At 73.4% G+C, this 24073-nt stretch carries 19 protein-coding genes and 1 pseudogene; 14 read left to right on the top strand and 6 right to left on the bottom strand.

What is annotated here, in order from left to right:
- The first annotated feature begins 45 nt into the window (after window positions 1-45).
- On the top strand, window positions 46-1689 hold the full coding sequence (locus tag Q3Y56_RS03085; protein ID WP_304460431.1) for an MFS transporter: 1644 nt from the start codon (window positions 46-48) through the stop codon (window positions 1687-1689).
- A gap of 173 nt (window positions 1690-1862) precedes the next feature.
- Here the strand turns inward: Q3Y56_RS03085 and Q3Y56_RS03080 are convergent, their stop codons facing one another.
- Entirely contained in the window at window positions 1863-2423 is a 561-nt protein-coding gene (locus Q3Y56_RS03080; protein WP_304460430.1) for a cysteine hydrolase family protein, read from the bottom strand.
- 229 nt (window positions 2424-2652) lie between these two features.
- On the opposite strand from Q3Y56_RS03080, the gene Q3Y56_RS03075 reads away from it, so the two are divergent.
- Entirely contained in the window at window positions 2653-3129 is a 477-nt protein-coding gene (locus tag Q3Y56_RS03075) for a hypothetical protein (protein ID WP_304460429.1), read from the top strand.
- Between the two features lie 29 nt (window positions 3130-3158).
- Here the strand turns inward: Q3Y56_RS03075 and Q3Y56_RS03070 are convergent, their stop codons facing one another.
- The 4 genes and pseudogenes from Q3Y56_RS03070 to Q3Y56_RS03055 form a co-directional block, all read right to left on the bottom strand.
- The gene (locus Q3Y56_RS03070) at window positions 3159-3944 is read right to left on the bottom strand and encodes a thioesterase II family protein (RefSeq protein WP_304460428.1); all 786 of its coding nucleotides are present in this window, start codon (window positions 3942-3944) and stop codon (window positions 3159-3161) included.
- Window positions 3945-4097: 153 nt separating this feature from the next.
- Window positions 4098-6677: an ATP-binding cassette domain-containing protein gene (locus Q3Y56_RS03065; protein WP_304460427.1), complete on the bottom strand. Its 2580-nt coding sequence runs from the start codon at window positions 6675-6677 to the stop codon at window positions 4098-4100.
- Window positions 6674-7690, bottom strand: a complete 1017-nt coding sequence (locus Q3Y56_RS03060) for an ABC transporter permease (protein WP_304460426.1) — start codon at window positions 7688-7690, stop codon at window positions 6674-6676. Before Q3Y56_RS03060 ends, Q3Y56_RS03065 begins: the two co-directional genes overlap by 4 nt.
- A pseudogene (locus tag Q3Y56_RS03055) lies at window positions 7687-8975 on the bottom strand (ABC transporter substrate-binding protein). Before Q3Y56_RS03055 ends, Q3Y56_RS03060 begins: the two are co-directional and overlap by 4 nt.
- Window positions 8976-9481: 506 nt before the next feature.
- On the opposite strand from Q3Y56_RS03055, the gene Q3Y56_RS03050 reads away from it, so the two are divergent.
- The 7 genes from Q3Y56_RS03050 to Q3Y56_RS03020 all read left to right on the top strand — a co-directional run bounded on the left by Q3Y56_RS03050 (window position 9482) and on the right by Q3Y56_RS03020 (window position 16665).
- Entirely contained in the window at window positions 9482-10432 is a 951-nt protein-coding gene (locus Q3Y56_RS03050) for a metal ABC transporter solute-binding protein, Zn/Mn family (protein ID WP_304460425.1), read from the top strand.
- Complete coding sequence (locus tag Q3Y56_RS03045; RefSeq protein WP_304460424.1) at window positions 10429-11430, top strand: metal ABC transporter ATP-binding protein; 1002 nt, start codon at window positions 10429-10431, stop codon at window positions 11428-11430. The genes Q3Y56_RS03050 and Q3Y56_RS03045 overlap by 4 nt, the downstream gene beginning before the upstream one ends.
- Entirely contained in the window at window positions 11417-12364 is a 948-nt protein-coding gene (locus Q3Y56_RS03040; protein WP_304460423.1) for a metal ABC transporter permease, read from the top strand. Before Q3Y56_RS03045 ends, Q3Y56_RS03040 begins: the two co-directional genes overlap by 14 nt.
- On the top strand, window positions 12361-13227 hold the full coding sequence (locus tag Q3Y56_RS03035; protein WP_304460422.1) for a metal ABC transporter permease: 867 nt from the start codon (window positions 12361-12363) through the stop codon (window positions 13225-13227). The genes Q3Y56_RS03040 and Q3Y56_RS03035 overlap by 4 nt, the downstream gene beginning before the upstream one ends.
- A 32-nt stretch (window positions 13228-13259) precedes the next feature.
- Window positions 13260-13571, top strand: a complete 312-nt coding sequence (locus Q3Y56_RS03030; RefSeq protein ID WP_304460421.1) for a DUF1490 family protein — start codon at window positions 13260-13262, stop codon at window positions 13569-13571.
- Window positions 13572-13577: 6 nt separating this feature from the next.
- The gene (locus Q3Y56_RS03025) at window positions 13578-15761 is read left to right on the top strand and encodes a cation-translocating P-type ATPase (protein ID WP_304460420.1); all 2184 of its coding nucleotides are present in this window, start codon (window positions 13578-13580) and stop codon (window positions 15759-15761) included.
- A 247-nt stretch (window positions 15762-16008) separates the two neighbouring features.
- The gene (locus Q3Y56_RS03020) at window positions 16009-16665 is read left to right on the top strand and encodes a pyridoxamine 5'-phosphate oxidase family protein (protein WP_304460419.1); all 657 of its coding nucleotides are present in this window, start codon (window positions 16009-16011) and stop codon (window positions 16663-16665) included.
- 231 nt (window positions 16666-16896) lie between these two features.
- Here Q3Y56_RS03020 and Q3Y56_RS03015 read toward each other — a convergent pair whose 3' ends face one another.
- The gene (locus tag Q3Y56_RS03015; protein ID WP_304460418.1) at window positions 16897-17886 is read right to left on the bottom strand and encodes a nitroreductase family protein; all 990 of its coding nucleotides are present in this window, start codon (window positions 17884-17886) and stop codon (window positions 16897-16899) included.
- On the opposite strand from Q3Y56_RS03015, the gene Q3Y56_RS03010 reads away from it, so the two are divergent.
- From Q3Y56_RS03010 to Q3Y56_RS02990, 5 genes are all read left to right on the top strand, one after another.
- Window positions 17816-18196 (top strand): cation-transporting P-type ATPase, encoded by a 381-nt coding sequence (locus tag Q3Y56_RS03010; RefSeq protein ID WP_304460417.1) that lies wholly within the window; start codon window positions 17816-17818, stop codon window positions 18194-18196. The two genes, Q3Y56_RS03015 and Q3Y56_RS03010, sit on opposite strands and share 71 nt — an antisense overlap.
- 24 nt (window positions 18197-18220) lie before the next feature.
- The gene (locus Q3Y56_RS03005; RefSeq protein ID WP_304460416.1) at window positions 18221-20689 is read left to right on the top strand and encodes a cation-translocating P-type ATPase; all 2469 of its coding nucleotides are present in this window, start codon (window positions 18221-18223) and stop codon (window positions 20687-20689) included.
- Between the two features lie 141 nt (window positions 20690-20830).
- On the top strand, window positions 20831-22252 hold the full coding sequence (locus Q3Y56_RS03000) for a V-type ATPase subunit (RefSeq protein WP_304460415.1): 1422 nt from the start codon (window positions 20831-20833) through the stop codon (window positions 22250-22252).
- 4 nt (window positions 22253-22256) lie between these two features.
- Window positions 22257-23654, top strand: a complete 1398-nt coding sequence (locus Q3Y56_RS02995; protein ID WP_304460414.1) for a V-type ATPase 116kDa subunit family protein — start codon at window positions 22257-22259, stop codon at window positions 23652-23654.
- Window positions 23651-24073: an ATP synthase subunit C gene (locus tag Q3Y56_RS02990; protein WP_304460413.1), complete on the top strand. Its 423-nt coding sequence runs from the start codon at window positions 23651-23653 to the stop codon at window positions 24071-24073. The genes Q3Y56_RS02995 and Q3Y56_RS02990 overlap by 4 nt, the downstream gene beginning before the upstream one ends.

Genomic DNA, 24073 nt, shown 5'->3' with positions numbered 1-24073 from the left:
CCGGCGGCGCGCGTCGCAGCGCGCCACACCAGCAAGGGGGCACTCTTGAGTGACACAGAGGCAGATTCCGTACGCGGAGCGGGCAACGAACCCGCATCCGGGGCCGTGGCCACCGCACCCGAGGCCGTGGCCACCGCACCCGAGGTCCGCAGCGCACGGCGGTGGACGACCGCCGTGACCTCACTGGCGGCAGCGCTGATGACCCTGGACATCACGGTCGTGAACGTGGCGCTGCCGGAGATAGGCGCCGATCTGAACGCCTCGCTCGACAGCCTTCAGTGGATCGTCAACGCCTACACGCTGACCTTCGCGGCGCTGCTGCTCACCGCGGGGTCGGTCTCCGACCGGATCGGACGCCGTGCGGTCTTCCTCACCGGCGTCGCGGTGTTCACCGTCGCGTCGGCCGGGTGCGCGCTGTCCCAGGACGCCGCCACCCTGATCGCCGCCCGCGCCGTACAGGGCGCCGGCGGCGCGATGGTGCTCGGAACCTCGCTCGCGCTGATCGCCGGTGCCTACGAGGGAGCGGCGGCAGGCGCGCGGAAGACGGCGATCGCGCTGTTCACCGCCGGAGGCGCCGTCTCGGCGGCGACGGGCCCGCTCGTCGGTGGGGCGATCGTCGAGTGGCTGAGCTGGCCGTTCCTCTTCGCGGTCAACGTGCCGATCGGGATCTTCATTCTCCTCGGGGCGGCCTGGAAGGTCCCCGAGACCGTGACCGCCGAGGCCACAGGGAAGATCGACTATGTCGGGGCGGTGCTGGCCGTACTGGCGCTCTTCTCCCTGAACTACGGGCTGCTCACCGGCGCGCGGAACGGCTGGACCAGCCCTGACGTGCTGGGCGCCCTCATCGCGGGGGCCTTGCTGACCGTCGCGTTCGTCGCGGTGCAGCGGCGGTTGGGGACGCGCGCGATGCTGGATCTGCGGCTGTTCGCCATCCCCACCTTCACGGGCGCGGTGCTGTTGAGCTTCGCCGCCCGGATCTTCAGCTTCGGCATGCTCCCCTTCCTGACACTGTGGCTCGGCGGCATGCTCGGGCACACGCCCTTCCAGACCGGTCTCATTCTGCTCGCCCAGTCCCTGGCGCTGGTGCTCGCCGCCCCGCTGGGCGCCCAGCTCACCAAGGTGATGCCGGTGGGCCGTGTGCTCGCGCTCGGCATGGCGGTCGTCGCCGTCGGACAGTTCCTCGCCGTGGGCATCGGCCCGGACGACGACTGGACGGCGGCCCTGCCCATGCTGGTGCTGCTCGGCATCGGCGCCGGACTGACCCTCCCGCACCTGCTGGATCTGGCCGTGGGCGTGGTGCCCGCCGCTCAGGCCGGTACCGCCTCGGGCGCGGCCAACAGCTTCTTCCCCCTCGGGACGGCCACCGGAGTCGCCGCCTTCGGAGCGGTGCTGAGCGCCAAGGTCGACGCCGCCCTGTCGACGGCGGCCCTGGGGCGGCTCCACGTCCCCGAGGACGGCGCCGGACGGGCCCGCGAGCTGGTGACGGCCGGTCAGTTCGACGCCCTGGGCAAGATGGCTCCCCGGGCGGCGCGCGGGTCCGTGCTCGACCTGGCTCGCACGGCCTACACCGACGCGCTGTCCGCCATCTTCCTCATCGCCGGGGTGGCCGGGCTGCTGGCGGCCGTGGCGAGCCTGGTGCTCGTACGCGAGAACGACGGCCACGGCACCGCCACGCAGCCGGATAGCTGATACGACCCGCTCTCAGCCTGTTCTTTGACCTCTGGGTTCCACCCGGCGGCGAACCGCGCGAGGTGGCCGACCGGTGCGCGCGCATCCCGACGACGTCCCGGCCGGCCACCCCGCGAAGACAGACAGGCCCGCCGGAGCCGACCCCCCCATGTTGTCGTCCACCTGGTCTGCCGCTATTGAGGTGCGATCGCCTTGACCCAGTCGTCGACGGTGACAACATCCGCCCACTGCGGGAACAGTCGCTCGATGAGGACCCGGTGCACCTCTTGGTCGGTGTCCAGACAGGCGTCGGAGAGGACGGTGAGGCCGAAATCCAGGTCGTTTGCCTGGCACAGGGTGGACAGCACCACAGCGCTGGTGGCGATGCCGGTGAGCACGAGGCTGTCGATACCGCGTGCCCTCAACATCAGGTCGAGATCGCTGCCCGAGAACGCGCTCGCCCGTCTCTTGGTGACCACCACGTCGCCCGGCCGGGGCGCGACCTCGGGGTGGATCTCGGTGCCTGGGGCGCCCTCGACGTAGAGGCCGGCCCGTGCGATGGCAGTGAGAGCCCTGTTGCGCGTGCCGACTTCCGGGAAGCCGGGACGTAGCGCGATGACCACGTAGATCACGGGGATGTTCGCCACCCGGGCCCCGTCGATCGCCCTGCGCAGGCGTGGCAGGTATCCGGAGCCGTCGTCGGCGATGTCCACGATGGCCCGTTGGACGTCCATCACCAGAAGGGCGCTGCTCATGTCGTCTCCAGGAACGAAGTCAGTTCGGCGTTGAAACAGGCCGAGTTCTGATGCTCGAATCCTACGCGGCCTCGGGCACGGTGGTGGTGCGCCCGTCGAACACGATGGGACGGGCACAGGCGCCGCGGGTTCAGGAACCTCCGCGCGACATCGGGCTCTCCAGCCGGCCTCGCCGCACTGAATAACGCCGCAGTTCAGCACCCGCCCAAGCCACCGGGCAAGATGAGGCATGGCCAACGATGAGAACGCAGGCTTTACGCTGCCGCGGGGGGCGACAGGCTTCTTCCGCCCGAAAGACGGTCCGCTTCCAGAGATCGACCTTCGAGCCCTTCGCACTGCGCTGTACGCAGCCGCCCGCGCCGCCGGAGGCAAGGTGGGTGAGGTGGAGGAACAGACATACCCTCGCACCTTCCACACCGCGTCGATCGTCGATGGCACAGGCGAGCGCATCATCCTGTCTCACGCCTACCACCCCTGGATCGCATTCGCCCAGGAACGCCGTGACTGGTACACCGAGCAATTCCTCGCACCGCCGCCGTGGGCCCACAGCTTCGCCCATGTGGGGTTCATGGTGCTCAGGCGCGAGCAGCTCACCATGCCTCTCTCCAACGTCGACACCTCGGTGCTCACCCAGGGCGAGTGGCGCGAAGTCCGCTTCTACGGCATCACCACGTTGGGCGGAGTCCTCTTCAACGCATGGGACTGACGAACAAATAGGGCCGTTAAACGGCCCTCTCAGGCCGGCCACCGGCCGGCCCGAGAGGGCGCGCCGTGCCGCAGGGGAAGACGGCGCAGCACCGCGTCGACCACCGCGCGTGGCCGGTCCGTGAGGTAGAAGTGTCCGCCGGGGAAGCTCAGCAGCTCGAAGCGCCCGGTGGTCCAGTCCCGCCAGCCGTCCGCCTCCTTAGCGTCGAGCTCGGTGTCCTCCGTACCGATCAGCGCCGTCACCGGGCACGTCAGCGGTCCGGCCGGGCGGGTGCCGTCGGCGAGGTAGGTCTCGATCAGCCGGTAGTCGCCGCGGACGGCGGGCAGCACCAACTGCCGCAGCTCGGGCATGGCCAGCAGGGAGGGATCGGTGCCGCCCAGGCGGACCAGCTCGGTACACAGAGCGTCGTCGTCCAGCAGATGCACCGTGCCGCCGCGGTGATGCTGCGGCGCCTCACGGGCCGAGGCGAAGAAGTGGACGGGGGCGGGGCGGCCCAGGCGCGGCAACCGCGCCACGAGCTCGTGGCCGACGGCCGCGCCCATGCTGTGCCCGAAGACCGCCCACGGCCGGTCCAATACCGGTGCCAGCGCGGCCGCGAGGCCGGACACCAGCTCCGGCAGGTCGGGCGGGATCGGTTCGTCGAGCCGGTCCTCGCGCCCGGGCGGGCAGACGAGCAGCAGCTCCACCTCGGGCGGGAACAGCTGGGCCCAGGCGCGGTAGAGACCTGTCGAGCCACCGGCGTGAGGCAGGCACACCAGACGCAGCTTCGCGTACGGGCGGGGGAGCGGTCGGCGCAGCCAGGGGGTGGCCGTCATCAGGGATACCTCGTCGTCGGGTGAAGCGCCGCGCCCGGCTGTTCGCCGGGCGCGGCGCGAGAAGGTGAATTGGGCGGGCGCCGGCGCTCCCGCTCGGCGGCGGGGACGATCGGCGTGGGCGCCGTGCCAGGCACGCCCATGGGCGGTCCAGCGTCACCGCGACGCCGCTGCGGAGACGGCATCGGCGACCACGGGCAACCGCGGTACGGCGGCCAGCAGCCCGGCCGTGACGGAATCGGCAGGGGCGGTCAGCAGCCGGTCGACCGGGCCGGTCTCCAGGATCCGGCCGTCGCCGAGCACGGCGAGCTGCCCGCCCAGCCGCGCGGGCACCGACAGGTCGTGGGTGACCACGACCAGGGACACACCCAGCTCACGGCGGAGTTCGGCCAGCAGCGCGACCACGGTGGCGGCGGTCGGCGCGTCCAGGGCACTGGTGACCTCGTCGCACAGCAGCACCGTCGGCTCGACGGCCAAGGCCCGTGCCAGCGCGACCCGTTGGCGCTGCCCACCGGACAGCTGCGCGGGCCGGCGGCCCGCGAGATCCGGCGTGAGCCCCACCCGTTCCAGAAGCCGGCGCACCTCCGCGCGCACTTCGGCGACGTCCAGCTCCGGCCGGTGGCGGCTCAGCGGGCGGGCGACGATCCGCTCGACCGTATGGCGCGGATTGAGCGAGTCGTGCGGATCCTGCGGAACGAGCTGCACCCGGCGCAGCTGTTCGCGCGAGCGCCCGCGCAGCCGCGGTGACATCTCCTCTCCTGCCAGCAGCAGGCGTCCGGTCCAGTCCGCGTGCAGCCCGGTCAGACAGCGCAGCAGAGTGGTCTTGCCGCCTCCGGACGGGCCGACCACACTCAGGCACCCGCCGGGCTCGACCGACAGATCGATGCCGTGGAGCACCTGGTGTGCGCCGCGCCGCGCGGTCAGCCCGGTCAGGCGCAGTACGTGCCCGTCCACGGGCGCCCCGCTCGTGCCGGTGCAGGCGGCAGCAGGACCGTCGGGACCCGGCTGGGCAGCGGGAAGGGCAGCCGCCCGTGCCGCGCCGACCAGCCCGCGGGCGGCCGGGCTCGTCGGCCGGGTCAGGATGTCCGCCACCGTGCCGCGCTCCACGAGACGCCCCCTGTCGAGGACCGCGATCTCGTCGGCCACCGAGGCCACTTGAGCCAGGTCGTGAGCGACCAGCAGAATGGCCGGTCCTCCGTCCCGGCGCAGCCTGCCCACGTCGGCGAGCAATGCGGCCGCCGTCGCCGGATCCAGGGCACTGGTGGGTTCGTCCAGCACCAGCAGACCGGGCTCGTGGCAGAGCGCCGCGGCCAGCGCCACCCGCTGCCGCTGTCCGCCGGAGAGCTGGTGCGGCAGACGGCGCAGGAACTCCGCGTCGTCGGGCAGCCGCACCCTGCGCAGCGCCGCCCGGATCCGCTCCGGGCGCTCCGCGCGGGGGACCGAGCGGGCGCGCAGGAACTCGCCGATGTGGTCGGCGACCCGCATCGTCGGAGCCAGCGAGGTCCGCGGGTCCTGCGGTACGTAGCCGACGTGACGGCAGCGCAGCCGCCTCAACTCGCGCCCCGGCAGGCCCAGGACGGACCGGCCTGCCAGCCGTACCTCGCCCCTCACCACCTCAAGTCCGGGCCGCAGCTCGCCCAGTGCCGCCAGAGCCACCGTGGTCTTGCCGCTGCCCGACGAGCCGACGACGGCGAGCACGCGGCCCGGGGACAGGTCCAGGTCGACGCCGTCGACGACGGTGCGCAGGCCCTCCGGGCCCGCCGCTTCCACGGTCAGGCCGCGCAGCCGCAGCACGGCTTCGTCCGCGGCGCCGACGGACTCCACGGCCGCGGGCGGCCGGCGACGCGCCCGGCGTGGCCGATGCGCCGCGGGGAAGGCCGCGTCCAGGAGCAGGTTGGCGGAGAGCAGCAGGACGAGGATTCCGGCGGCCGGTACCGCGACCGCGAGGGGCTGGAGCTCCAGACCGTCCCGGTTCTCCAGCACCATCAACCCCCAGTCGGCGGCCGGAGGCTGCGCCCCGTAGCCGAGGAAGCCGGCGGTGGCGACGACGAAGACCGCGCCGACGAAGCGCACCCCGGCGTCGGCGGCCAGCGTCGGCGCGAGGTTCGGCAGCACCTCGCGGAACAGCACGTACGCGGTGCGCTCCCCGCGGGCCACGGCGGCCTCGACGTAGTCGTGCTGCAACGCCTGAAGGGTGGCCGCCCGTACCACGCGGACGATCTCCGGCAGCAGCACCACGGCGGTCGCGGCACCGACGCCCAGCGTTCCGCGGCCCATGGCCACCACGGTCACGCTGAGCAGGAGGAAGGCAGGCATGCTCAGCAGGACGTCGGCGCACCGCAGCACGACCGTCTCGACGCGTCGGCCGCGCAGGGCGGCCAGCATGCCCGCGGCCGCGCCCGCCGCGTAGGCGGCGGCCAGCGCGGCCAGCGAGAGGAGCACCAGCGAGCGGCCCCCGGCCAGGAACCGACTGAGCACATCGGCACCGAGGTGGTCGGTGCCCAGCGGTGCCGCGCCGCCCGCCGGGGCGTACGGCATGTCGACCACCTCGCCCGCCTCGTGCGGGGCCAGCAACGGGCCCAGCAGCGCGAGCAGTACGGCGCCGGCGAGGACGGTGCCCGCGGCCACCGCGCGCACCCGCGACCTCGGCCGTACCGACGAACCGTCCCCGACCGAGCGCTCCTCCGCGGGAGTCGGTTCCGCCGCCTTCTCGAATTCCAGTTTCTCCAGGGTCACGTGGCGCTCCTCGCTGCCGGGTTGAGCGCGGCGGCGAGCAGGTCCGCCAGGAGGTTGAGGACGACGGTCATGGCGGCGACCACCACGGTCACGCCGAGCACCACGGGCGCGTCGCGGGCGGCGGTGGCGTTCACCAGGGCCGCGGCCAGTCCGGGGTAGCCGAACAGCGTCTCGGCGACCATGGTTCCGCCGAGCAGGTAGGCGAGATATCGGGCCAGTACGGGCACGGCGGGCACCACGGCCGCGGGCAGCACCCAGCGCAGGACCACCCGGTGCTCGGGCACGCCCCCGAGTCGGGCCGCCTGCGCGGCGTCGGAGGCCGACGCCGCGATCACGCCGGAGCGCACCAGCCGTACGTTCTGGGCCAGGCACACCGAGAGCAGGGTGAGCACGGGCAGGACGAGGATCTCCGGTTGCGCCAGGGGACTGCTGCCGGTAGTGGGCACCGACACCGCGGGCAGCCAGCCGAGTCCGACCGCGAAGAGCAGCACCAGCAGGGTGCCGGTGACGAATTCGGGCAGGCTGACCAGGGCGAGCGTCGTGGTGGACACGGCCCGGTCCGCGGCCCGGCCCGCGCGCAGTCCGGCCCACAGGCCGAGGCCGATGGCCAGGGGCAGCAGGAGCGCGGCGGCGACGGCGCCCAGCAGCAGCGAGTTGCCCGCCCGTTCGGTGATCAGCCCGGAGACGGGCTCGCCGTTGGCGTAGGAGGTGCCCAGGTCGCCCTGGAGGGCGTGCCACAGCCATCGCGCGTAGCGTTCCCACGCGGGCTGGTCGAGGCCCAGGCTGTGGCGCAGTTCCGCGATCTGCTCCGGACTCGCCTGCCCGGCGAGTCGGGCCGTCGCCGCGTCGCCCGGCGCGAGCGTGGTGGCCGCGAAGACCAGCAGCGACACGGCGAGGAGGGTTCCGGCCGCGGTGAAGAGGCGGCGCAGCCACCGGAGGACGACGGGGGACCGGTGGCCGCGCCGGGCTGTGGCCCGCGGCCGCGCGTCGGACGCCTCGCTCATGAGGCTCATGCGCGGAGGAAGGCGTCGCGCAGACACGGGTAGTCGAAGAAGCCGCGGGCCTCGACTCCGTGGACCGCCTTGGTCGAGGCCGAGACCGGAGGGATCCGCGCGAAGACCGCGTCACCGCCGTGCTCGTACAGGTACTGCTGTACGTCGTGCACCGAGCGGGTGCGCTTGGTGTCCCCGACGGCGGAGTGCATCGCGGACAGCAGACCGTCCAAGGCCTTGTTCGACGGGCCGGTGAAGGGATACGAGGCCGCGGAACCGTAGTAGAACGACAGCGACAGTGGCAGTGGCATCGGGTGGTACAGGTTCGTCTGCAACGGCGTGCTGAGCAGCTTCTTGATGTCGGCGTAGTAGTCGGCGGCCGGAATCTTGTCGACCGACACCGCCATACCGGCGTCCTTCGCCTGCTGGACGAAGGCGGTGGCGCTCTCCAGCGTCCCGTACTCGTAGTCGCTGGTGCGTACCGTGAGCTTCGCCTTGCCGAGCCCGGCCTTGGCGAGCAGGTCCCGTGCCTTGTCCGGGTCGTGGCGGCGGCGCGGCAGCGTGCTGTCGTACCAGGACTGGTGGCGGCCCAGCGCGTCGTCGGCGACCTCGCCCCAGCCGAGGGTGACGGACCTGACCATCGCCTCCCGGTCGATCGCGTGGCGCACGGCCTGCACGAGATCGGGTTCGGTGTACGGCCTGACGCCGAGGTTCATGGACAGCGACAGCTCGCCCCACAGGTCCTTGGGCGCTGTGAGAATCCGTAGCTTCGCGTTCTTCTGCTCCGCCCGGGCCGCGCTGAGGGTGAGCCCACCGGCGTAGTCGAACTGACCGGCCTTCAGGCCATTGAGCCGGGCGCCCGCGTCGGCCACCGAGAACAGCTCGATCTCATCCAGGTAGGGCCCGCCGTGCGCCGCGTCCCAGTAATCCTCGCGCCTGGTGAGCAGGCTGCTGGTACGGGACCACTTCTTGAGCGTGAAGGGCCGGAGCCCGGCGCGTGCGCGAAGTCCTTCGTGCCCGCGGGGAAGACGAAGATCGACTGGGCGAGCACCAGGTCGAAGAACCCGTCGGGCGCCTTGAGGCGCAGTTCGAGGGTGTGCGGATCGCGGACCTTGGACGCGGCGACGTCCAGGCCGCCGAGCAGCCCGCTCTGCGCGGTGGGGTTGGAGGCCAGGGTGCGGAGGCTGAACAGCACGTCCTCGGCGGTGAGCTTGCGGCCGTTGCTGAACGTGATGCCGTCCCGTACGCGGACGGTCCACCGGGTGGCGTCCGCGTTGTGCTCGACGGACTCGGCGACCCGCCACACCGGCTTGCTCTTGTCGATCTCACCGAGGGTGTCCCAGATCAGCCGGGCCCGGACGTAGTCGACGGCGCTGCCGGTCGCCTTGATCACGCTGGTCGACTCGGTACTCGACCCGGCGAAGGCCGCCCGGAGCCGCCCACCACGGCGCGGCGCGACCGAGGGCGCGGCGTCGTCGAGCGGCGCCTTCGCGTCCGACCCACCGCCGCAGGCAGCCAACAGGCCCCCGCCGAGCGTGGCCCCGAGCCCGGCACCGAGCGTCCGCAGGACGGTTCGACGGAGTATCTGATCGCTGTTCACATCGGCCTCTTTCGGAGTGCGCGGGTTGTGGAGCACACGACACTCTAGAGTGAAATGATAACGATTTTCAATAAGCTGCGCGCGAGTGCGGCGATCTCTGGGCCCTTTGCCCCGCCTTGTCTGGTGCTGAAAATCGTTCCTGCTTACGGTGGAAGTGTCCCTAGGCGGTGGGCCTGCCCCAGCGGGTCCGTTCGGCCCCCAGGAGGACGCTTATGCGTGCGCTCCCCTCGCGGACAGCGGATCGCCGTACGACCCTGCTCGCGCTCGCCTCCGCCACGGCTCTCGTGGTGATCGGCGCGGCCTGCACCGGCTCATCCTCGGATTCGGGCGATGCCTCTTCGAGGATGCGCGTGGTGGCGGCGGAGAACTTCTGGGGCAGCATCGCCGAGCAGCTCGGCGGTAGCAGGGTGGAGGTCACGAGTGTGATCGACAACCCCGATGCGGACCCGCACGACTACGAGCCGACCGCGGCGGACGCCCGTACGGTCGCGGACGCGAAGTACGTGATCGTCAATGGCGTCGGCTACGACGCCTGGGCCCCCAAGCTGCTGGCGGCCAATCCCGTCGAGGGCCGGACCGTGCTGACCGTGGGCGACCTGGTGGGGGTCAAGGCCGGTGGCAACCCGCATCTGTGGTACTCGCCGGAGTACGTGCACCGGGTGGTCGACCGGGTCACGGCGGACTACAAGAAGCTGGACCCGGACGACGCGGCGTACTTCGACAAGCGCAAGCAGACGTTCGAAGACCGGACGCTGGCCCGCTACAACGAGCTGATCTCCGAGATCAGGAAGACGTACGGGGGCACGCCGATCGGGGCGTCGGAGTCCATCGTTCCGCCGCTCGCCGAGGGGCTGGGGCTGAAGGTGCTCACGCCGGAGTCCTTCCTCGACGCCATCAGCGAGGGCGCCGACCCGACGGCGCACGACAAGGCCGCCGTCGACCGGCAGATCGAGAACCGGCAGATCAAGGTCTTCATCTACAACAGCCAGAACTCGACGCCCGACGTCCAGGCCCAGGTGAAGGCGGCGAAGGCGGCGGGCATCCCGGTGGCCACGGTCACCGAGACCCCGGTCCCGGCGGACGCCTCGTTCCAGGACTGGCAGGCTTCCCAACTCCAGGACATCGCCCGAGCCCTTGCCGAGGGGACAGGGAGCGGACGATGAATCCGTCGGCGTGGGTCCGCGAGGTGACACGGAACCGGGCGGCCTCCCGGGCCGGGGAGACCACCGGAATCGCTCCTGAGCCCGCCGCCCTGCGGCCTGCCGCCGCCCTCTCACCGGCGGACGGCCGGCTGGTCTCCCTGCGCGGCGCCGCCGCCCGCATCGGTGACCGCACCCTGTGGTCGGGCGTGGACCTCGACATCGGCGCGGGCGAGTTCGTGGCCGTCCTCGGGCCCAACGGGGTGGGCAAGACGGTCCTGGTGAAAATCCTCCTGGGGCTGCTGCGGCCCGCGGCGGGAGAGGTGCGCGTCCTCGGCGCGAGCCCCGGGCACGCGAACCACCGCATCGGGTATCTGCCGCAGCGGCGCGGCTTCGACGTCTCCGTACGTGTGCGGGGCGCGGACATCGTGCGGCTCGGCTTCGACGGCGACCGCTGGGGGACGCCGTTGCCCTGTCCGGCCCGGTTCAGCGCCCGGCGGCGCGCCGTCCGCAGGCGGCTCGCCGACGTGATCGAGCTGGTCGGCGCGTCGGCGTACGCGCACCGGCCGATCGGCGCGTGCTCGGGCGGCGAGCAGCAGCGGCTGCTGCTCGCGCAGGCGCTGGTCCGCCGCCCGCAGCTGCTGCTGCTGGACGAGCCGCTGGACGGGCTGGACCTGCCCAGCCAGGCGTCGGCCGCCGCGCTGATCAGCCGTATCTGCCGGGAGGAGGGCGTGGGCGTGGTGATGGTCGCCCACGACGTGAACCCGATCCTGCCCTATCTGGACCGGGTGGTGTACATCGCCGAGGGCGGCGCGGCCGCCGGACGCCCCGAGGAAGTGATCACCACCGAGACGCTGTCGCGGCTGTACGGCACGCGGGTGGAGGTGCTGCGCACGCACGACGGCCGACTGGTGGTCGTCGGCCAGCCGGAGGCGCCCGCGGTCCACGCCGACCGGCACCCGACCGACCCGGCCGATCCACCCGCGGGCCCGTCGGCGGGAGGCTCCGGTGGTCCGGGCTGAGGCTGGTCCGGTCCGGGCTGACGCCGATCCGGCCTGGTCGTGGAATCCGATCACCGACCTACAGGAGATCTGGTCCTACCCGTTCATGGTCAACGCGTTCCGGGCGGGAACGGTCGTCGCCGTCCTGGCTGCCGCCATCGGCTGGTTCATGGTGCTGCGCCGGCAGAGCTTCGCCGGCCACACCCTCGCCGTGGTGGGGTTCCCGGGCGCCGCCGGTGCCACTCTGCTCGGCGTCAGCGCTGTCTACGGCTACTTCGCCTTCTGCCTGGCCGCCGCCCTGGTCATCGCGGCCGTGCCCAGGGCCGGCCAGGGCGGGAGGGCGGAGGAGTCGGCGCTGATCGGGACGGTGCAGGCGTTCCTGCTCGGCTGTGGATTCCTCTTCATCGCGCTGTACCGGGGCTCGCTCAGCGGGACCAACGAGCTGCTGTTCGGGCGCTTCCTCGGCATCACCCACGGGCAGGTGCTTCTCCTGACCGCGGTGGCGGTGGTCGTGCTCGCCGCTCTGGCCATCGTCGGGCGCCCGCTGTTGTTCGCGTCCGTGGATCCGGACGTCGCCGCCGCGCGCGGGGTGCCGGTGCGGGCCCTGTCCGTGGTCTTCCTGGTCCTGCTGGGCGCGGCTGTCGCCGAGGCGAGCCAGATCACCGGCACCCTGCTGGTCTTCGCGCTCCTGGTGATGCCACCGGCCACCGCCCATGAGCTCACCGCCAGACCGGGCCGCGGTCTGGCTCTGGCCGTGGCCATCGGCCTCACCGTGACCTGGCTGAGCCTGACGGTCGCGTACTACTCGCCCTACCCCATCGGCTTCTGGGTGACGAGCTTCGCCTTCGGCGCCTACGTGCTGGTCCGGTGCGGTCGGGCCGTACGAGGTCGCGCTCGGCGGCCGCTGCGCGGCAGCCGACCCCGCCCGGCTCACCCTGCCGGGGAGGCCCGGTGAACGCGGCGACCGCCCCGGAGCTGGCCGGTGCGCTGGATCAGCCGTTCTTCCAGCACGCCGTGCTGGCGGGGACGGCCATCGCGGCCGCCTGCGGCCTGGTCGGCTACTTCCTCGTCCTGCGCGCCCAGGTCTTCACCAGCGACGCCCTCAGCCACGTGGCCTTCACCGGGGCGGTGGCGGCGCTCGCGTTCGGTTACGACCCGCGCCTGGGCCTGTTCACGGCCACCATCGCCGTCGCGCTGCTGCTGGGCGCGCTGGGCCACCGCGGCCGAACCGACGACGTCGCCATCGGCAGCGTCTTCTCCTGGATCCTCGGCCTCGGCGTCTTCTTCCTCGCGCTCTACACCACCTCGCGCAGCACGGCGGACAGCCGCGCCGGGGTCAGCGTCCTGTTCGGGTCGATCTTCGGGCTCTCCGCCGCCCGGGCCCAACTGGCGGCGGTGATCGCGGCCGGGATCTGCCTGGCGATGCTGCTGATCTGCCGACCGCTGCTGTTCGCCTCCCTCGACGAGGCCGTGGCCGCCGCCCGGGGCGTGCCGGTCCGGGCGTTGGGGTTCGGGTTCCTCGCGCTGGTGGGCGCCTGCGCGGCGGAGGCCACCCAGGCGGTCGGGGCGCTGCTGATGCTCGGCCTGCTCGCGGCCCCCGCCGGTGCGGCGCAGCGCCTGACCCACCGGCCGTATCGGGCGCTCGCCCTGTCCGCCGGCCTGGCCGTGGCCGAGATGTGGTCGGGACTCGCACTCAGCTACGCGATTCCCCAGCTCCCGCCCAGCTCAGCCGTCATCGCCGTGGCCACCGCGGTCTACGCCGCGACCTTCCTGGTCCCCATAAGCCGCAAAAGGGAGAGAATTGACTTAGCTGCGTAGGCCGCCGCACGTCGTTCGATGAGGGAGGTCCCATGCATCCCGTCGCTGTCGCCGGTGCCGCTGCCGGCCGTCTCGCGCACTACGTCGTCTCCGGCGTCGTCGGTGGAGCTGTGCTGCGCGGAGCGGCGAAAGCCGCGCCGAGAGCCAAACCCGCGGCGCGCAAGGCCCTGGTAGGGGGCCTCGCGAGCGGGATCGTCGCCGGGCGGTGGCTCGGCTCCGCCGCCGAGGAGGCCCGGTTGAAGGCCGGCGACATGCTCGCCGAGGCCCGTTCCTCACTCGGCGAGGAAGCACCGCCACCCTCCGCGGTCGACATCGAGGGCCACGAGCACGACCACGAGCACTGAGCGATCATGTCTGCTGTCGTCGTGCGCTCGGTGGCCGCCGGGCGGGTCCGGCTGATCGTGCCGTGGCTGCGGGAGCGGCCCGGTTGCGCCGGGCTGGTCGACGACCGGCTGCTCGGCGTGCGGGGCTTCCGGGCCCTGCGGATCTTCCCCCGGACCGGCAGCGTGATCATCTGGGTGGCCCCGGAGGAGCTGAACGTCCCGCAGCTGGTGGCGGCGCTGGAGGAGGCCCCGCCGGCCTCCGCCCCGGTCAAGGCGACCCGTTCGACACCGGACTCCTCCACCGGCGAGGTCGCACGACTGGTCGTCGGCGGCGCCGTACTGGCTCTCGTGACCGTCCGCCGCCTGCTGGCGCGCCCACGGATGAGAGTCGGCTCCAGCGGTTTCCTCGGCGCGGTCACCGTCTTCACCGGCCTGCCGTTCTTCCGCGGCGCGCTGAGGACCCTCCGCGGCCGCAGACACGCGGGCACCGACACCCTGGTCACCGCCGCCACCGTCATCTCGCTCGTACTGCGGGAGAACGTGGTCGCGCTGACGGTGCTGTGGCTGCTCAACATCGGCGAGTTCCTGCAGACGCTGACGCTGCGCCGGACCCGCCGCGCCATCGAGGAGCTGCTCAGCATCGGGGAGGAGCGGGTCTGGCTGGTCCGGGAGGGCGTCGAGGTCGAGGTGGCGCTGGAGGAGGTCGCGCGGGACGACGTCGTCGCGGTCTACGAGCACCACAAGATCCCGGTGGACGGTGTCGCGGTCTCCGGCGAGGCGCTGGTGGACCAGGCGGCGATCACCGGTGAGGCGCTGCCGGTGTACGCCCGGAGCGGCTCCCACGTCTATGCCGGCACCATCGTCACCTCAGGCTCGCTGACCGTACGCGCCACCTCCGTCGGCCGGGACACCACCGTCGGCCAGATCATCAGCCGGGTCGAGGAGGCCCAGGCCGACCGCGCGCCGATCCAGACCGTGGCCACGCGCTTCACCCGCCGCTTCGTGCCCGTGTCCTTCGCGCTCGCGGCCGCCACGTACGTGCTGACCCGCGACGCCCGGCGCGCCATGACCATGCTGCTCATCGCCTGCCCGTGCGCCGCCGGCCTGGCCACCCCCACCGCCATCAGCGCCGCCATCGGCAACGGTGCCCGCCGCGGCACGCTGATCAAGGGCGGCACCCACCTCGAAGGGGTCGGCCGCGTCACCGCGGTCGTCTTCGACAAGACCGGCACCCTCACCTTCGGCCGCCCGCTGGTCACCAGCGTCGTCGCCCTGCACCCGGACTACACCGCCGACCACGTCCTCAGCCTGGCCGCCTCCGGCGAACTCCACGCCCGCCACCCGCTGGCCCAGGCCATCGTCGACCACACCACCAAGCAGCACCTGCACGTCCCCATCCACCAGGCGTGCGAGGTGGTCCTGGGCATGGGCATGCGCGCCGAACTGGACGGCACGCGACTCCTGGTGGGCAGCCCGGCCCTGCTGCGCCGGCACGGGCTGCGGCTGAGCGACGTCGCCCAGGAGTGGACCGAGCAGCTGCGCGGGCGCGGCGAGACGGTCATCTGCCTGGCCCACGACGACGACCTGATCGGGATGCTCGGCGTCTCCGACGCGGTGCGGGCCGGAGCCGAGACGGTCATCCGCCAGCTCCGCGACCTCGGCGTCGCCCGCCTGATCCTGCTCACCGGCGACGCGCCGGAGACCGCGCAGGTGGTCGCCGACGCGCTCGGCATCACCGAGGTGCACAGCCACGCCCTGCCCGAGGCCAAGCTCCAACTCATCCGGGACCTACGGGCGGAGGGGCACATCGTGGCGATGGTCGGCGACGGCACGAACGACGCTCCCGCGCTCGCCCTGGCCGACGTCGGGATCACCATGGGCGAGCACTCCTCCCATGTGGCGCTGGAGACCGCCGACATCGCCCTCGCGGGCAACGACCTGCGCCAGGTCCCCGCCGTGGTCGAGCTCAGCCGCCATACGCTCCGCGTCGTCCGGCAGAACTACGGGCTGGCCATCGGCGTGAATATGCTCGGCCTGGCCGCCGGCGCCGGCGGCTCCATCAGCCCTGTGTTCGCCGCCCTGTTGCACAACACCAGCAGCATCGCCGTCGTCGGCAACTCGGCCCGCCTGGTCAACCACACCCCCCACCTCCCCGGCGAGGTGGGGCGGGTCCAGCACGCGGCGCCCCTCGAGGATCGCCGAGTGCACTGAGCCGGAGCCATCGCCAGAGGGCCTGGCCAGTGAGGTCAGCCGACCGTCGACCGGGTACCGGATGTCCAGTGCGGTGATCATGCCGTCCAGGTAGCGGTTGACGTCCTCGATCTCGATGAGCGACGCCATCACGTCGCGCAGCGCGTCGGTCGCCGTAATCGGTGAACCGTTCCGTCGTCTCTGCGCTGGCGGGTCGGCGGCCGGTCTGCTCCCCTGAAGGGAGACGGATGAAGTGGGGTGAGCGGCCGTGCACGGCGATCCGGACCCTTCCGGCCCGGCGGCCGGCGCCTCCTCAGGCGACGACAGCATCGCCACCCGCGTCGCGCTGCGCCGGAAGCAGCTCGGGATGTCCCGCGAGGAAGTGGCCATCCGGGCCGGGATGTCGATCGCGTATCTGCGCCGGGTCGAGGAGCTGGGAACCGGCTTGGACCCCGCCGCGCTCATGCGGCTCGCCGCCGTGCTGGAGATGCCGTACGAGGAGCTGACGGCGGGCCGCCGCGACGCGCCGCCGGGCCGGGGCGGGCCGGCGGCCCACCCGGTTCTGATGCGGCTGTCCGAGCAGGAGTGCTGGCAACGGCTGGGCACGCACGGCATCGGCCGTCTGGCCTACACGGCCGGTGGGGCCCCGGTGCTGCTGCCTGTCAACTTCCTGGTGGACGGGCGGAGCGTCGTCTACCGCACGGACCCCGCCGGCCCGGCCGCGGTCCGCGCCGGAGCCGAGGTGGCCTTCGAGACCGATCACGTCGACGAGGTGAGCGGCCTGGGCTGGAGCGTTCTGGTCGCGGGCACCGCCGAACACCTCACCGACCCCGACATGCTCGACGCCCTCGCGCGGCGTCCCGGGGCCAAGCCCTGGGCCGGGGCAGACGCGAGCTGTGGATCCGCATCCTGCCGCGCCAGGTGAGCGGCCGCGCCATCCAGACACTGCAGGAGCCGCCGGCCTAGAGGGCGCGGGCTCCCTGCTGCACCCGTCTCAGATGGCCTGCGACCTGCCGCGGCTGGCCGGGCCCGCGTCCCGTCGGACCGTGGGCCGGATGACGCATGAGCGGGGCCGACGACTCTCGCGGTCAGTCCTGGATGGCCCTGGCGGGACGCGGGTGCTCGAACTGCCGCCGGGGGAGCAGTTGCCGCGCGTCTAGACGATGTCGAGTACGTCGCCGGGCGGGCGGCGCGGTGTCGGGAGCCCGTGGGGGCCGAAGCCCAGGCGCAGCACCATCTGCACGTACGCCATCACCGAGCGCGGGTCGCGCACGGACCAGCGCAGGTCCGGCCACTCCAGCGCATGCGAGGTCAGCGACGTCGCCAGCCCCTTCAGCGTGGCCAGCAACAGGACGCGCTCCATTGCCTGGCCCGCCCGCAGCCAGTCCTCCGGCTCGTCATGGGTAGTGCCGAGCAGAGCCAGGTGCGGCACCTGCTCGAATCTGGCGGCGTCGCGGTCGGTCACCTGCCGGCCCTCGGCGAAGTCGCGCACTGGTGCCTTGCCGTCCCATTTGCGGGGCCCGAAGGCATAGTCGGGGATGCCGTCGGCCGCCGTCTGCGCGGCAGCGGCGCCGATGCGGGTCCAATGCGCCACCTCCGTCAAGGTGTCGGGGTCGGCGGACTCGCGGCCCTCGGCGTCGTGGACGAGATCGAGCAGCGACGCGACATGCCACGCGGAAGGGAAGACCAGCTGTGCTCCTTCCTGAAGGGCGGCGTTGTGCAGGGCGTCCTGCACCGCCTGGGGGATGTCCGTCTCCTCGAACGGCTCACGGCTGGTGTGCCGGCGGTGGATGGCCGGGTACAGCGGTGCGAGGTCGCCGCCGGGGGCGGCGGGGCCGGTCAGCCGTACCGTCGCCAGCAGTTGCCGGTCGTCGGTGTCGGGCAGCAGCTGGTGGACCGGCTCCCAGCCCGCGTGGGCCGCGGCGACGCGCAGGTTGAACAGGGCGGCGGCGCAGCCGAGGTGCATGCCGCGGCCGACGGGGTCGGTGCGGGGCAGCGCGCGCGAGGGGTCCGAACGGATCTCGAAGGTGCGGGTGGGGGAGTGGAAGCGGAATCTCCACGGCTGGGCGTTGTGCATGGACGGGGCGGCCGTGGCGTCCTTGACGAGGGCGGTCACGGTCGCCGGTTCGAGTGGGCGTTCCGGCACCGGGGGCCTCCCTTCCCTGTCTCCACGATATTCGCGGCGCGGGCCCGGTGCCGCTCGGCTTCCCCCGGCGGGCGCAGTGCCGACCTGCCCGGTCGGCACTGCGCCGGGCCGTGATCGCTTCTGGCGTGGGAGAGATACGTTGCGTCCCAGCGGTCACCGGAGGCCCGTGGTGGGTGGCGAGCGACTCGGGCCGGACACCGCCACGGCAGCGGGTCTGTCGCAGGAGGAGGCCGAGCGGCGGCTGGCGGTCCACGGTCCCAATGCGGTCGCGGCCGAGCCGCGGACACCCACCTGGCGGCGTGTGCTGTAGCAGCTGCGCGATCCGCTGATCCTGGTGCTCCTCGCGGCCGCGGCACTGACCATCGCCACCAGCGATTTCACCGACGCGGCCGTGATCCTGCTCGTGATCACGGTGAACACCGCGGTCGGTGTCGCGCAGGAGGTACGCGCGGAGCAAGCTGTCGCAGCCCTGTCGGCGATGAGCGCCCCCGCCGCCAGAGTGGTGCGCGACGGCGCGGAGCGCTCCGTTCCGGCCGCCGAGGTGGTGCCTGGAGACGTGGTCCTGCTGGCCGAGGGCGACATCGTTCCGGCGGACGGCGATGTCACGGACGCGGTGCGGCTGCTGGCCGACGAGTCCTCGCTGACGGGCGAATCCGTTCCGGTGGAGAAGGCGCCCGACCAGGACCCGGCGCGCGGCACGGTGTCGGCGGGCACGGTGGTTGTCCGGGGCCATGGCCGGGCCCTGGTCACGGCGACGGGCGCGCGCAGCGCGTTCGGCCGGATCGCGGCGCTGCTGGGCGCCCCGCCGGGCCTGACCCCGTTGCAGCACCGGCTCGCCCGGTTCGGCCGGGTGCTGGCCGCCGTGACCGTCGGGCTGTGCGCCGTGGTGCTGGCGCTCGGGCTGGTACGCGGTCAGCCGGTGGAGCTGATGGTGGTGGCGGCGATCAGCCTCGCCGTCGCGGCCGTACCCGAGTCCCTGCCCGCCGTCATCACTCTCGCGCTCGCGCTCGGCGCGCGGCGGATGGCCGACCGGCACGCGATCGTGCGACGGCTGCCCGCCGTGGAGACGCTGGGTTCGGTCACCGTCCTCGCCACGGACAAGACCGGCACCCTGACGGAGGGCCGGATGGCGGCCGAGCGGCTGTGGACGCCGTACGGCCCGGCCACCGTCACCGGCACCGGCTACGCGCCTACCGGCGGTGTCCTGCGCGACGGGCTGCCGGTCACCGCCGAGGACGCCCCCGACCTGGCGGCCCTGCTGACCGCCGCGCTGCTGTGCAACGACGCCGCGCTCGCCCCCGCACCCGCCGCCTGGCACGCGCTGGGCGACCCGACAGAGGCGGCCCTGCTCGCGGCCGGGCGCCGACTGGGGCTGGACAAGGCGGCGCTGGACCGCGAGCTGCCGAGGATCGACGAGGTGCCCTTCGACAGCATCCGTAAGCGCATGACGACGGTGCACCTGCGACCGGACGGGAGCCTGCATGTCGCTTGCAAGGGCGCTCCGGAGACCATGCTCAGCCCTGGGATCCTGGCCGACGGCCCCGAACTGCTCACCCGGGCGGAGGCCGAGGCGGAGGGGCTGGCACGCGCGGGTCACCGGGTGCTGGCCGTCGCCACCGCCGGTCGCAGTCGACGACCGCAGGCCCAGTCGGCGGAGCCCGGGGAAGTGGGACGCCACGGGGCCGAAGCCGCCACGACCTGGGAATCCGGGCTCTCGCTCCGCGGGCTGATCGGCATCCTGGACCCGCCCCGCGAGGCGTCCGCCGCCACCGTCGCCGCCTGCGGGCGGGCCGGTATCACCCCGGTGCTCATCACCGGCGACCACCCGCTGACCGCCGGCGCCGTGGCCCAGCGCCTGGGCATCGCCCGGCAGGGCCGGGAGGTCGTCACCGGCCAACAGCTCCGCACGAGTACGGCGGGGGCACTGACGGACGTACGGGTCTTCGCCCGCACCACCCCGGAGCAGAAGCTTGACATCGTGCGGGCGTGGCGGTCGGCCGGGCACGTGGTCGCGATGACCGGGGACGGGGTCAACGACGGGCCGGCGCTGCGCCAGGCCGACATCGGCGTTGCCATGGGGCGGCGCGGCACCGAGGTGGCGCGGCAGGCCGCCGACCTCGTCCTGGCCGACGACAACCTGGGCACCGTCGTATCCGCCGTCGAAGAGGGCCGCCGCGTCTACGCCAACGTGCGCCGGTTCCTGCTCTACGCCCTGGCCGGGGGCGCCGCCGAGATCCTGGTGATGCTGCTCGGCCCGTTCATGGGCATGCCCCTGCCGCTGCTGCCCGCACAGATCCTGTGGATCAACCTGCTCACCCACGGCCTCCCCGGCGTCGCCCTGGGCGCGGAGCCCGTCGACCCGCGGGTGATACGGCAGCCACCGCGGCCGCCCGAGGAGAGCGTGCTGGGCGCCGGCCTGTGGGCGCGGATCCTGCTGATGGGCGGTGCCGTCGCCACGGTCACCCTGGCGGCCGGGGTGTGGGGCAGGCAGACCGACCGCCCATGGCAATCGCTGGTGTTCCTCGTCCTGGGCGCGACCCAGCTCGGTGTGGCCCTCGGCTCGCGGGCCCGCCCCGGAAGTACGGCCAATCCGTTCCTGCTGATCGCGGTGGCTGTCGCGCTGATGCTCCAGGTGGCGGGCGTGTACCTGTCGCCGTTGCGCGCCGTGCTGGACACCGAACCTCTGGCACTCACCGAACTGGCCGTCGCGTGCGCGCTGTCCGGTATCGGCTACGTCCTGATGCGGGTGCAGGCGCGGGTCCGCCCCGAACCGCCGCCGCGCGCTCAGATGCCGGCCGGCTGACCGGCTGCCGGGCTCGGCTACCGGCCGCCGGACACGCCAGGGTGCGCCCGCCGCTCGGGCTCGTACGGCGCGACATGGTCCCGCCCCGTATGCAGACTTGAAGGGGGCTGAACGTTGGGCCGACCGTGAGGAGAAGCCGGCGTGGCGAGGTTCCGGGATTTCCTGATGCGGTTCCGCCCGATGGTTCCGCCCGGTCCGGCGGCGCCGGGGGGCGTGCCGGCGGACCGCTCGGCCGAGCTCCGCGCCGAACTGGAGCCGCCGTTGTCCCTCCTGGAACAGGCTGAGGCCGAGGCGGAGCGGGTCCGGGCGGAGGCGGCCGAGGAGGCCGCACGTCGGCGCGTGGACGCCGAGCGGCGAGCGGTGGAGATCATCGCGCACGCCCGGTCCAGTGAGCCTGCCGTACGGGTGGAGAACGCCGATGAGGTCCGCCACCTGGCGGAGGCTCAGGCGGCGGAACTGCGGACCGCCGCGGAGCGCGAGGCGGCCGCGATCCGCCGCCGTGCCGTGGAACGGATGCCCGCCCTGGTCGACCGGGCGGTCGCGCTCGCCACCGACGTCGCGGGGCCGGGGACCGTCGGTCCCCGGGAGGGGCCTCGTCGTGAGTGCCGCATCCGGGAACGGAGCGTCCGCGTGAGCGCCGGGTGGGTGGCCGGTGTCACGCGGGCCAGAGCCATGCTGAGCCGCTGCGCGGGTGCCGAGGGTGTTCGGGAGGTGGCGGCCGCACCGACGCTCGACGACGCCCTGCGGTATCTGGCGGGCACCGCGTACCGGCACGACCTCGATCCGCAGGTGTCGCCGGCCCAGGCGCAGCGCGCGGTGGGAGCCGCGCTGCTGTGGCACCTGAGGGTGCTGGCGGGCTGGCAGCCGCGCCGGGGTGCGGACGTGGTCCGCCTGCTCGCGGCGGGATTCGAGATCGCCAACACCGAAGGGCACCTGCGTGCCCTGTCTGACGCGGAGTCCGCCGAACCCGCCCGCCCCTACCGGCTCGGCGCGCTGTCGACGGCCTGGCCGCGGCTGGCCCGCACCCGTTCCCCGGCCGAACTCCGGGCCGTACTGGCCACCTCCGCCTGGGGTGATCCGGGCGGTGACACACCGGCCGCGGTGGCCACCGGCATGCGGGTCTCCGCCTCCGTGCGAACCGCGGCCGCCGTGCCGGAAGCGGCGCGCTGGGCCGCGGGGCGCCTGGCGTTGCTGGTCGCTCGGGAGACGTTCCTGCTCGGCCGCCGGATGACGCGGCACGCCGCCCGGGGCGTGGCCCGGCTGCTCGGCCCCCGGGCCGTGGAGGCGGCGTCGTACCCCGACTTCCGGCAGTGCCTCCCCGACACCGCCCGGTGGGCCCTGGAGGGGGTGGACGACGTCGCCGACCTGTGGCGGGCGGAAGCCCGCTGGTGGGAGCGGCTGGAGCGGGACGGCCGCGATCTGCTGCACGTGTCGCGTCAGAGCTCCGCACCGGTGACGGGGGCGGTCGCGGTGCTCTCCGCCGACGCCTGGCGGGTGCGCGGCGCACTGGAGCTCGCCGCCCGCGGCGGCGGCTCATGGGAGGCGTTCGATGGCCCGGCCTGACCTCATGGCACCTGTCCGCATGCAGCGGGTCGCGATCGTCGCGCCCCGCGAGGTCCTGCGGGACGCACTCGTTCGCATCGCCGAGAGCGGCCATGTGGAGATCGACCGCGCCGACACCGGAGAGGGCACCCACGGTCCGGCCGGACGCCGACTCGGCCGCCTTCGCGGTGAACCCGCCCAACCTCGGCTCAGCTCCCGTCCTCCCGACCTCGACGCGCTGGAGCGTGCTCACCGCGTCGATCTGCTGGCGGGGGAGGCGCAAATGGAGGAGCGCGTCAGCGGTGCGGTCCGGCACGGCTCTGTCGCCGCCCTCGCCGGATGGTGCCCGGTTCCCGATGTCTCCGCGACCGCCGAGCGCGTCGCGGGCGCAGGCGGGGCGCTGGTGCCGCTGCGGACGCCGCGCGGTACCGACCCTCCCACTTTGCTGCGCGAGGCGGGGGCCGTGCGCGGCGCGTTCCAGCCGCTCGTCCGCACCTACGGCACCGTGCCCTACGCCGACCTCGACCCCACGATGGCCGCCGGGGTCGCCTACGTCGTGATGTTCGGCGTGATGTTCGGCGACGCCGGGCACGGCGCCCTGCTGCTCCTCGCCGCGCTCGCCCTGGCCCGTGGTCGGCCCCGGCGCCTGCGGCTGCTGCACCGGCTGTGGCCGTTCGTGGCCGGGGCCGGGGCGGCGAGCTGCCTGGCCGGTGCCGCCTACGGGGAGTTCTTCGGCCCGACCGGGTTCCTGCCGGTGCTCTGGCTCAGCCCGCTGGACGAGCCCGTGCGGCTGCTCGCCGCCGCCGTCGCACTGGGCGCCGTGCTGCTCGCGCTCGCCTACACGGCGGGCATCGTGAACCGCTGGCGGGAGCGCGGACCGGCCTATGCCCTCTACGCGCCCTCCGGCATCGCCGGCGCGGTGCTCTTCCTCGGCCTCGGGCTGCTCGTCGGCGCCGTCGCCCTCCGGCGCCCCACCCTTGCGGCGGCGGGAGCCGCTGTGGCGGCCACCGGCCTGGTCCTGGCCGGCACCGGTCTGTACACGGCCAGTGCGCGCGGTCCCGGCGGCGGTGCGCAGACCGCCATCCAGCTCTTCGACGTGGCCGTGCGCATCGGATCGAACACCGTCTCGTTCACGCGGCTGGCGGCCTTCGGCCTCACCCACGCCGCGCTGGGCGACATCGTGTGGCAGGGCACCACGGCCCTCGCCGGAGCGGGTGCCGCAGGGGTGCTCGCCGCGGCGGCCGTCTTCGTGGTCGGCAACGCCCTGTCCTTCGCGCTGGAGGCCCTGGTCGCCGGAGTGCAGGCACTGCGACTGGAGTTCTACGAGCTGTTCTCCCGGGTCTTCGAGGACCAGGGCCGCCCCTTCCATCCCTGGCACCTGCCGGTCGAGCACCCTGTCGAGCACGCGGAGGTCGCGCCGTGATCACCTGGCTCATCGCTCTTCCCGTCGTCGCGGCGGCCTTCCTGGCCACCCGGCTGCTGCTGCGCCGGTCCGGACGGGCCGCCCTGCGGCTGGTCGTCGCCGCCGACGCGCTCCTGCTCGTCGGCGCGCTCGCGCTGCTCCTGGTGGTGCTCGGCGGCGGGCACGCCCACGCGGCGACCACCGCACGTGCCGCGGCGGACTCCGGCTCCGGCTCCGCCGCCCTGATCGGCGCCGCTATCGCGGTCGCCGGGGCCTCGATCGGGGCGGCCATCGCGGTCGCCTACACGGGAGCCGCGGCGCTGGCGGCCATCAGCGAGCGCCCCGAGGTCTTCGGCCGCGCCATGGTCGTCGTCGGACTCGCCGAAGGCATCGCCATCTACGGCCTGGTCGTCGCCATCATCCTCATCGGGAAGGCATGA

The sequence above is a fragment of the Streptomyces sp. XD-27 genome (genome assembly GCF_030553055.1).
Lineage (GTDB): Bacteria > Actinomycetota > Actinomycetes > Streptomycetales > Streptomycetaceae > Streptomyces.
The sequence above is the reverse complement of the archived record's forward strand: the minus strand, read 5'-3'. Positions and strand labels throughout refer to the sequence as shown.

Excerpts from the sequence above, each read along its gene's own strand:
- Q3Y56_RS03075 (WP_304460429.1), top strand. The coding sequence starts at position 2,653 with ATGGCCAACGATGAGAACGCAGGCTTTACGCTGCCGCGGGGGGCGACA.
- Q3Y56_RS02995 (WP_304460414.1), top strand. The coding sequence starts at position 22,257 with ATGGCACCTGTCCGCATGCAGCGGGTCGCGATCGTCGCGCCCCGCGAG.
- Q3Y56_RS03030 (WP_304460421.1), top strand. The coding sequence starts at position 13,260 with ATGCATCCCGTCGCTGTCGCCGGTGCCGCTGCCGGCCGTCTCGCGCAC.
- Q3Y56_RS03060 (WP_304460426.1), bottom strand. The coding sequence starts at position 7,690 with ATGAGCCTCATGAGCGAGGCGTCCGACGCGCGGCCGCGGGCCACAGCC.
- Q3Y56_RS03050 (WP_304460425.1), top strand. The coding sequence starts at position 9,482 with ATGCGTGCGCTCCCCTCGCGGACAGCGGATCGCCGTACGACCCTGCTC.
- Q3Y56_RS03080 (WP_304460430.1), bottom strand. The coding sequence starts at position 2,423 with ATGAGCAGCGCCCTTCTGGTGATGGACGTCCAACGGGCCATCGTGGAC.
- Q3Y56_RS03010 (WP_304460417.1), top strand. The coding sequence starts at position 17,816 with ATGGACGGGGCGGCCGTGGCGTCCTTGACGAGGGCGGTCACGGTCGCC.
- Q3Y56_RS03070 (WP_304460428.1), bottom strand. The coding sequence starts at position 3,944 with ATGACGGCCACCCCCTGGCTGCGCCGACCGCTCCCCCGCCCGTACGCG.
- Q3Y56_RS03025 (WP_304460420.1), top strand. The coding sequence starts at position 13,578 with ATGTCTGCTGTCGTCGTGCGCTCGGTGGCCGCCGGGCGGGTCCGGCTG.
- Q3Y56_RS03045 (WP_304460424.1), top strand. The coding sequence starts at position 10,429 with ATGAATCCGTCGGCGTGGGTCCGCGAGGTGACACGGAACCGGGCGGCC.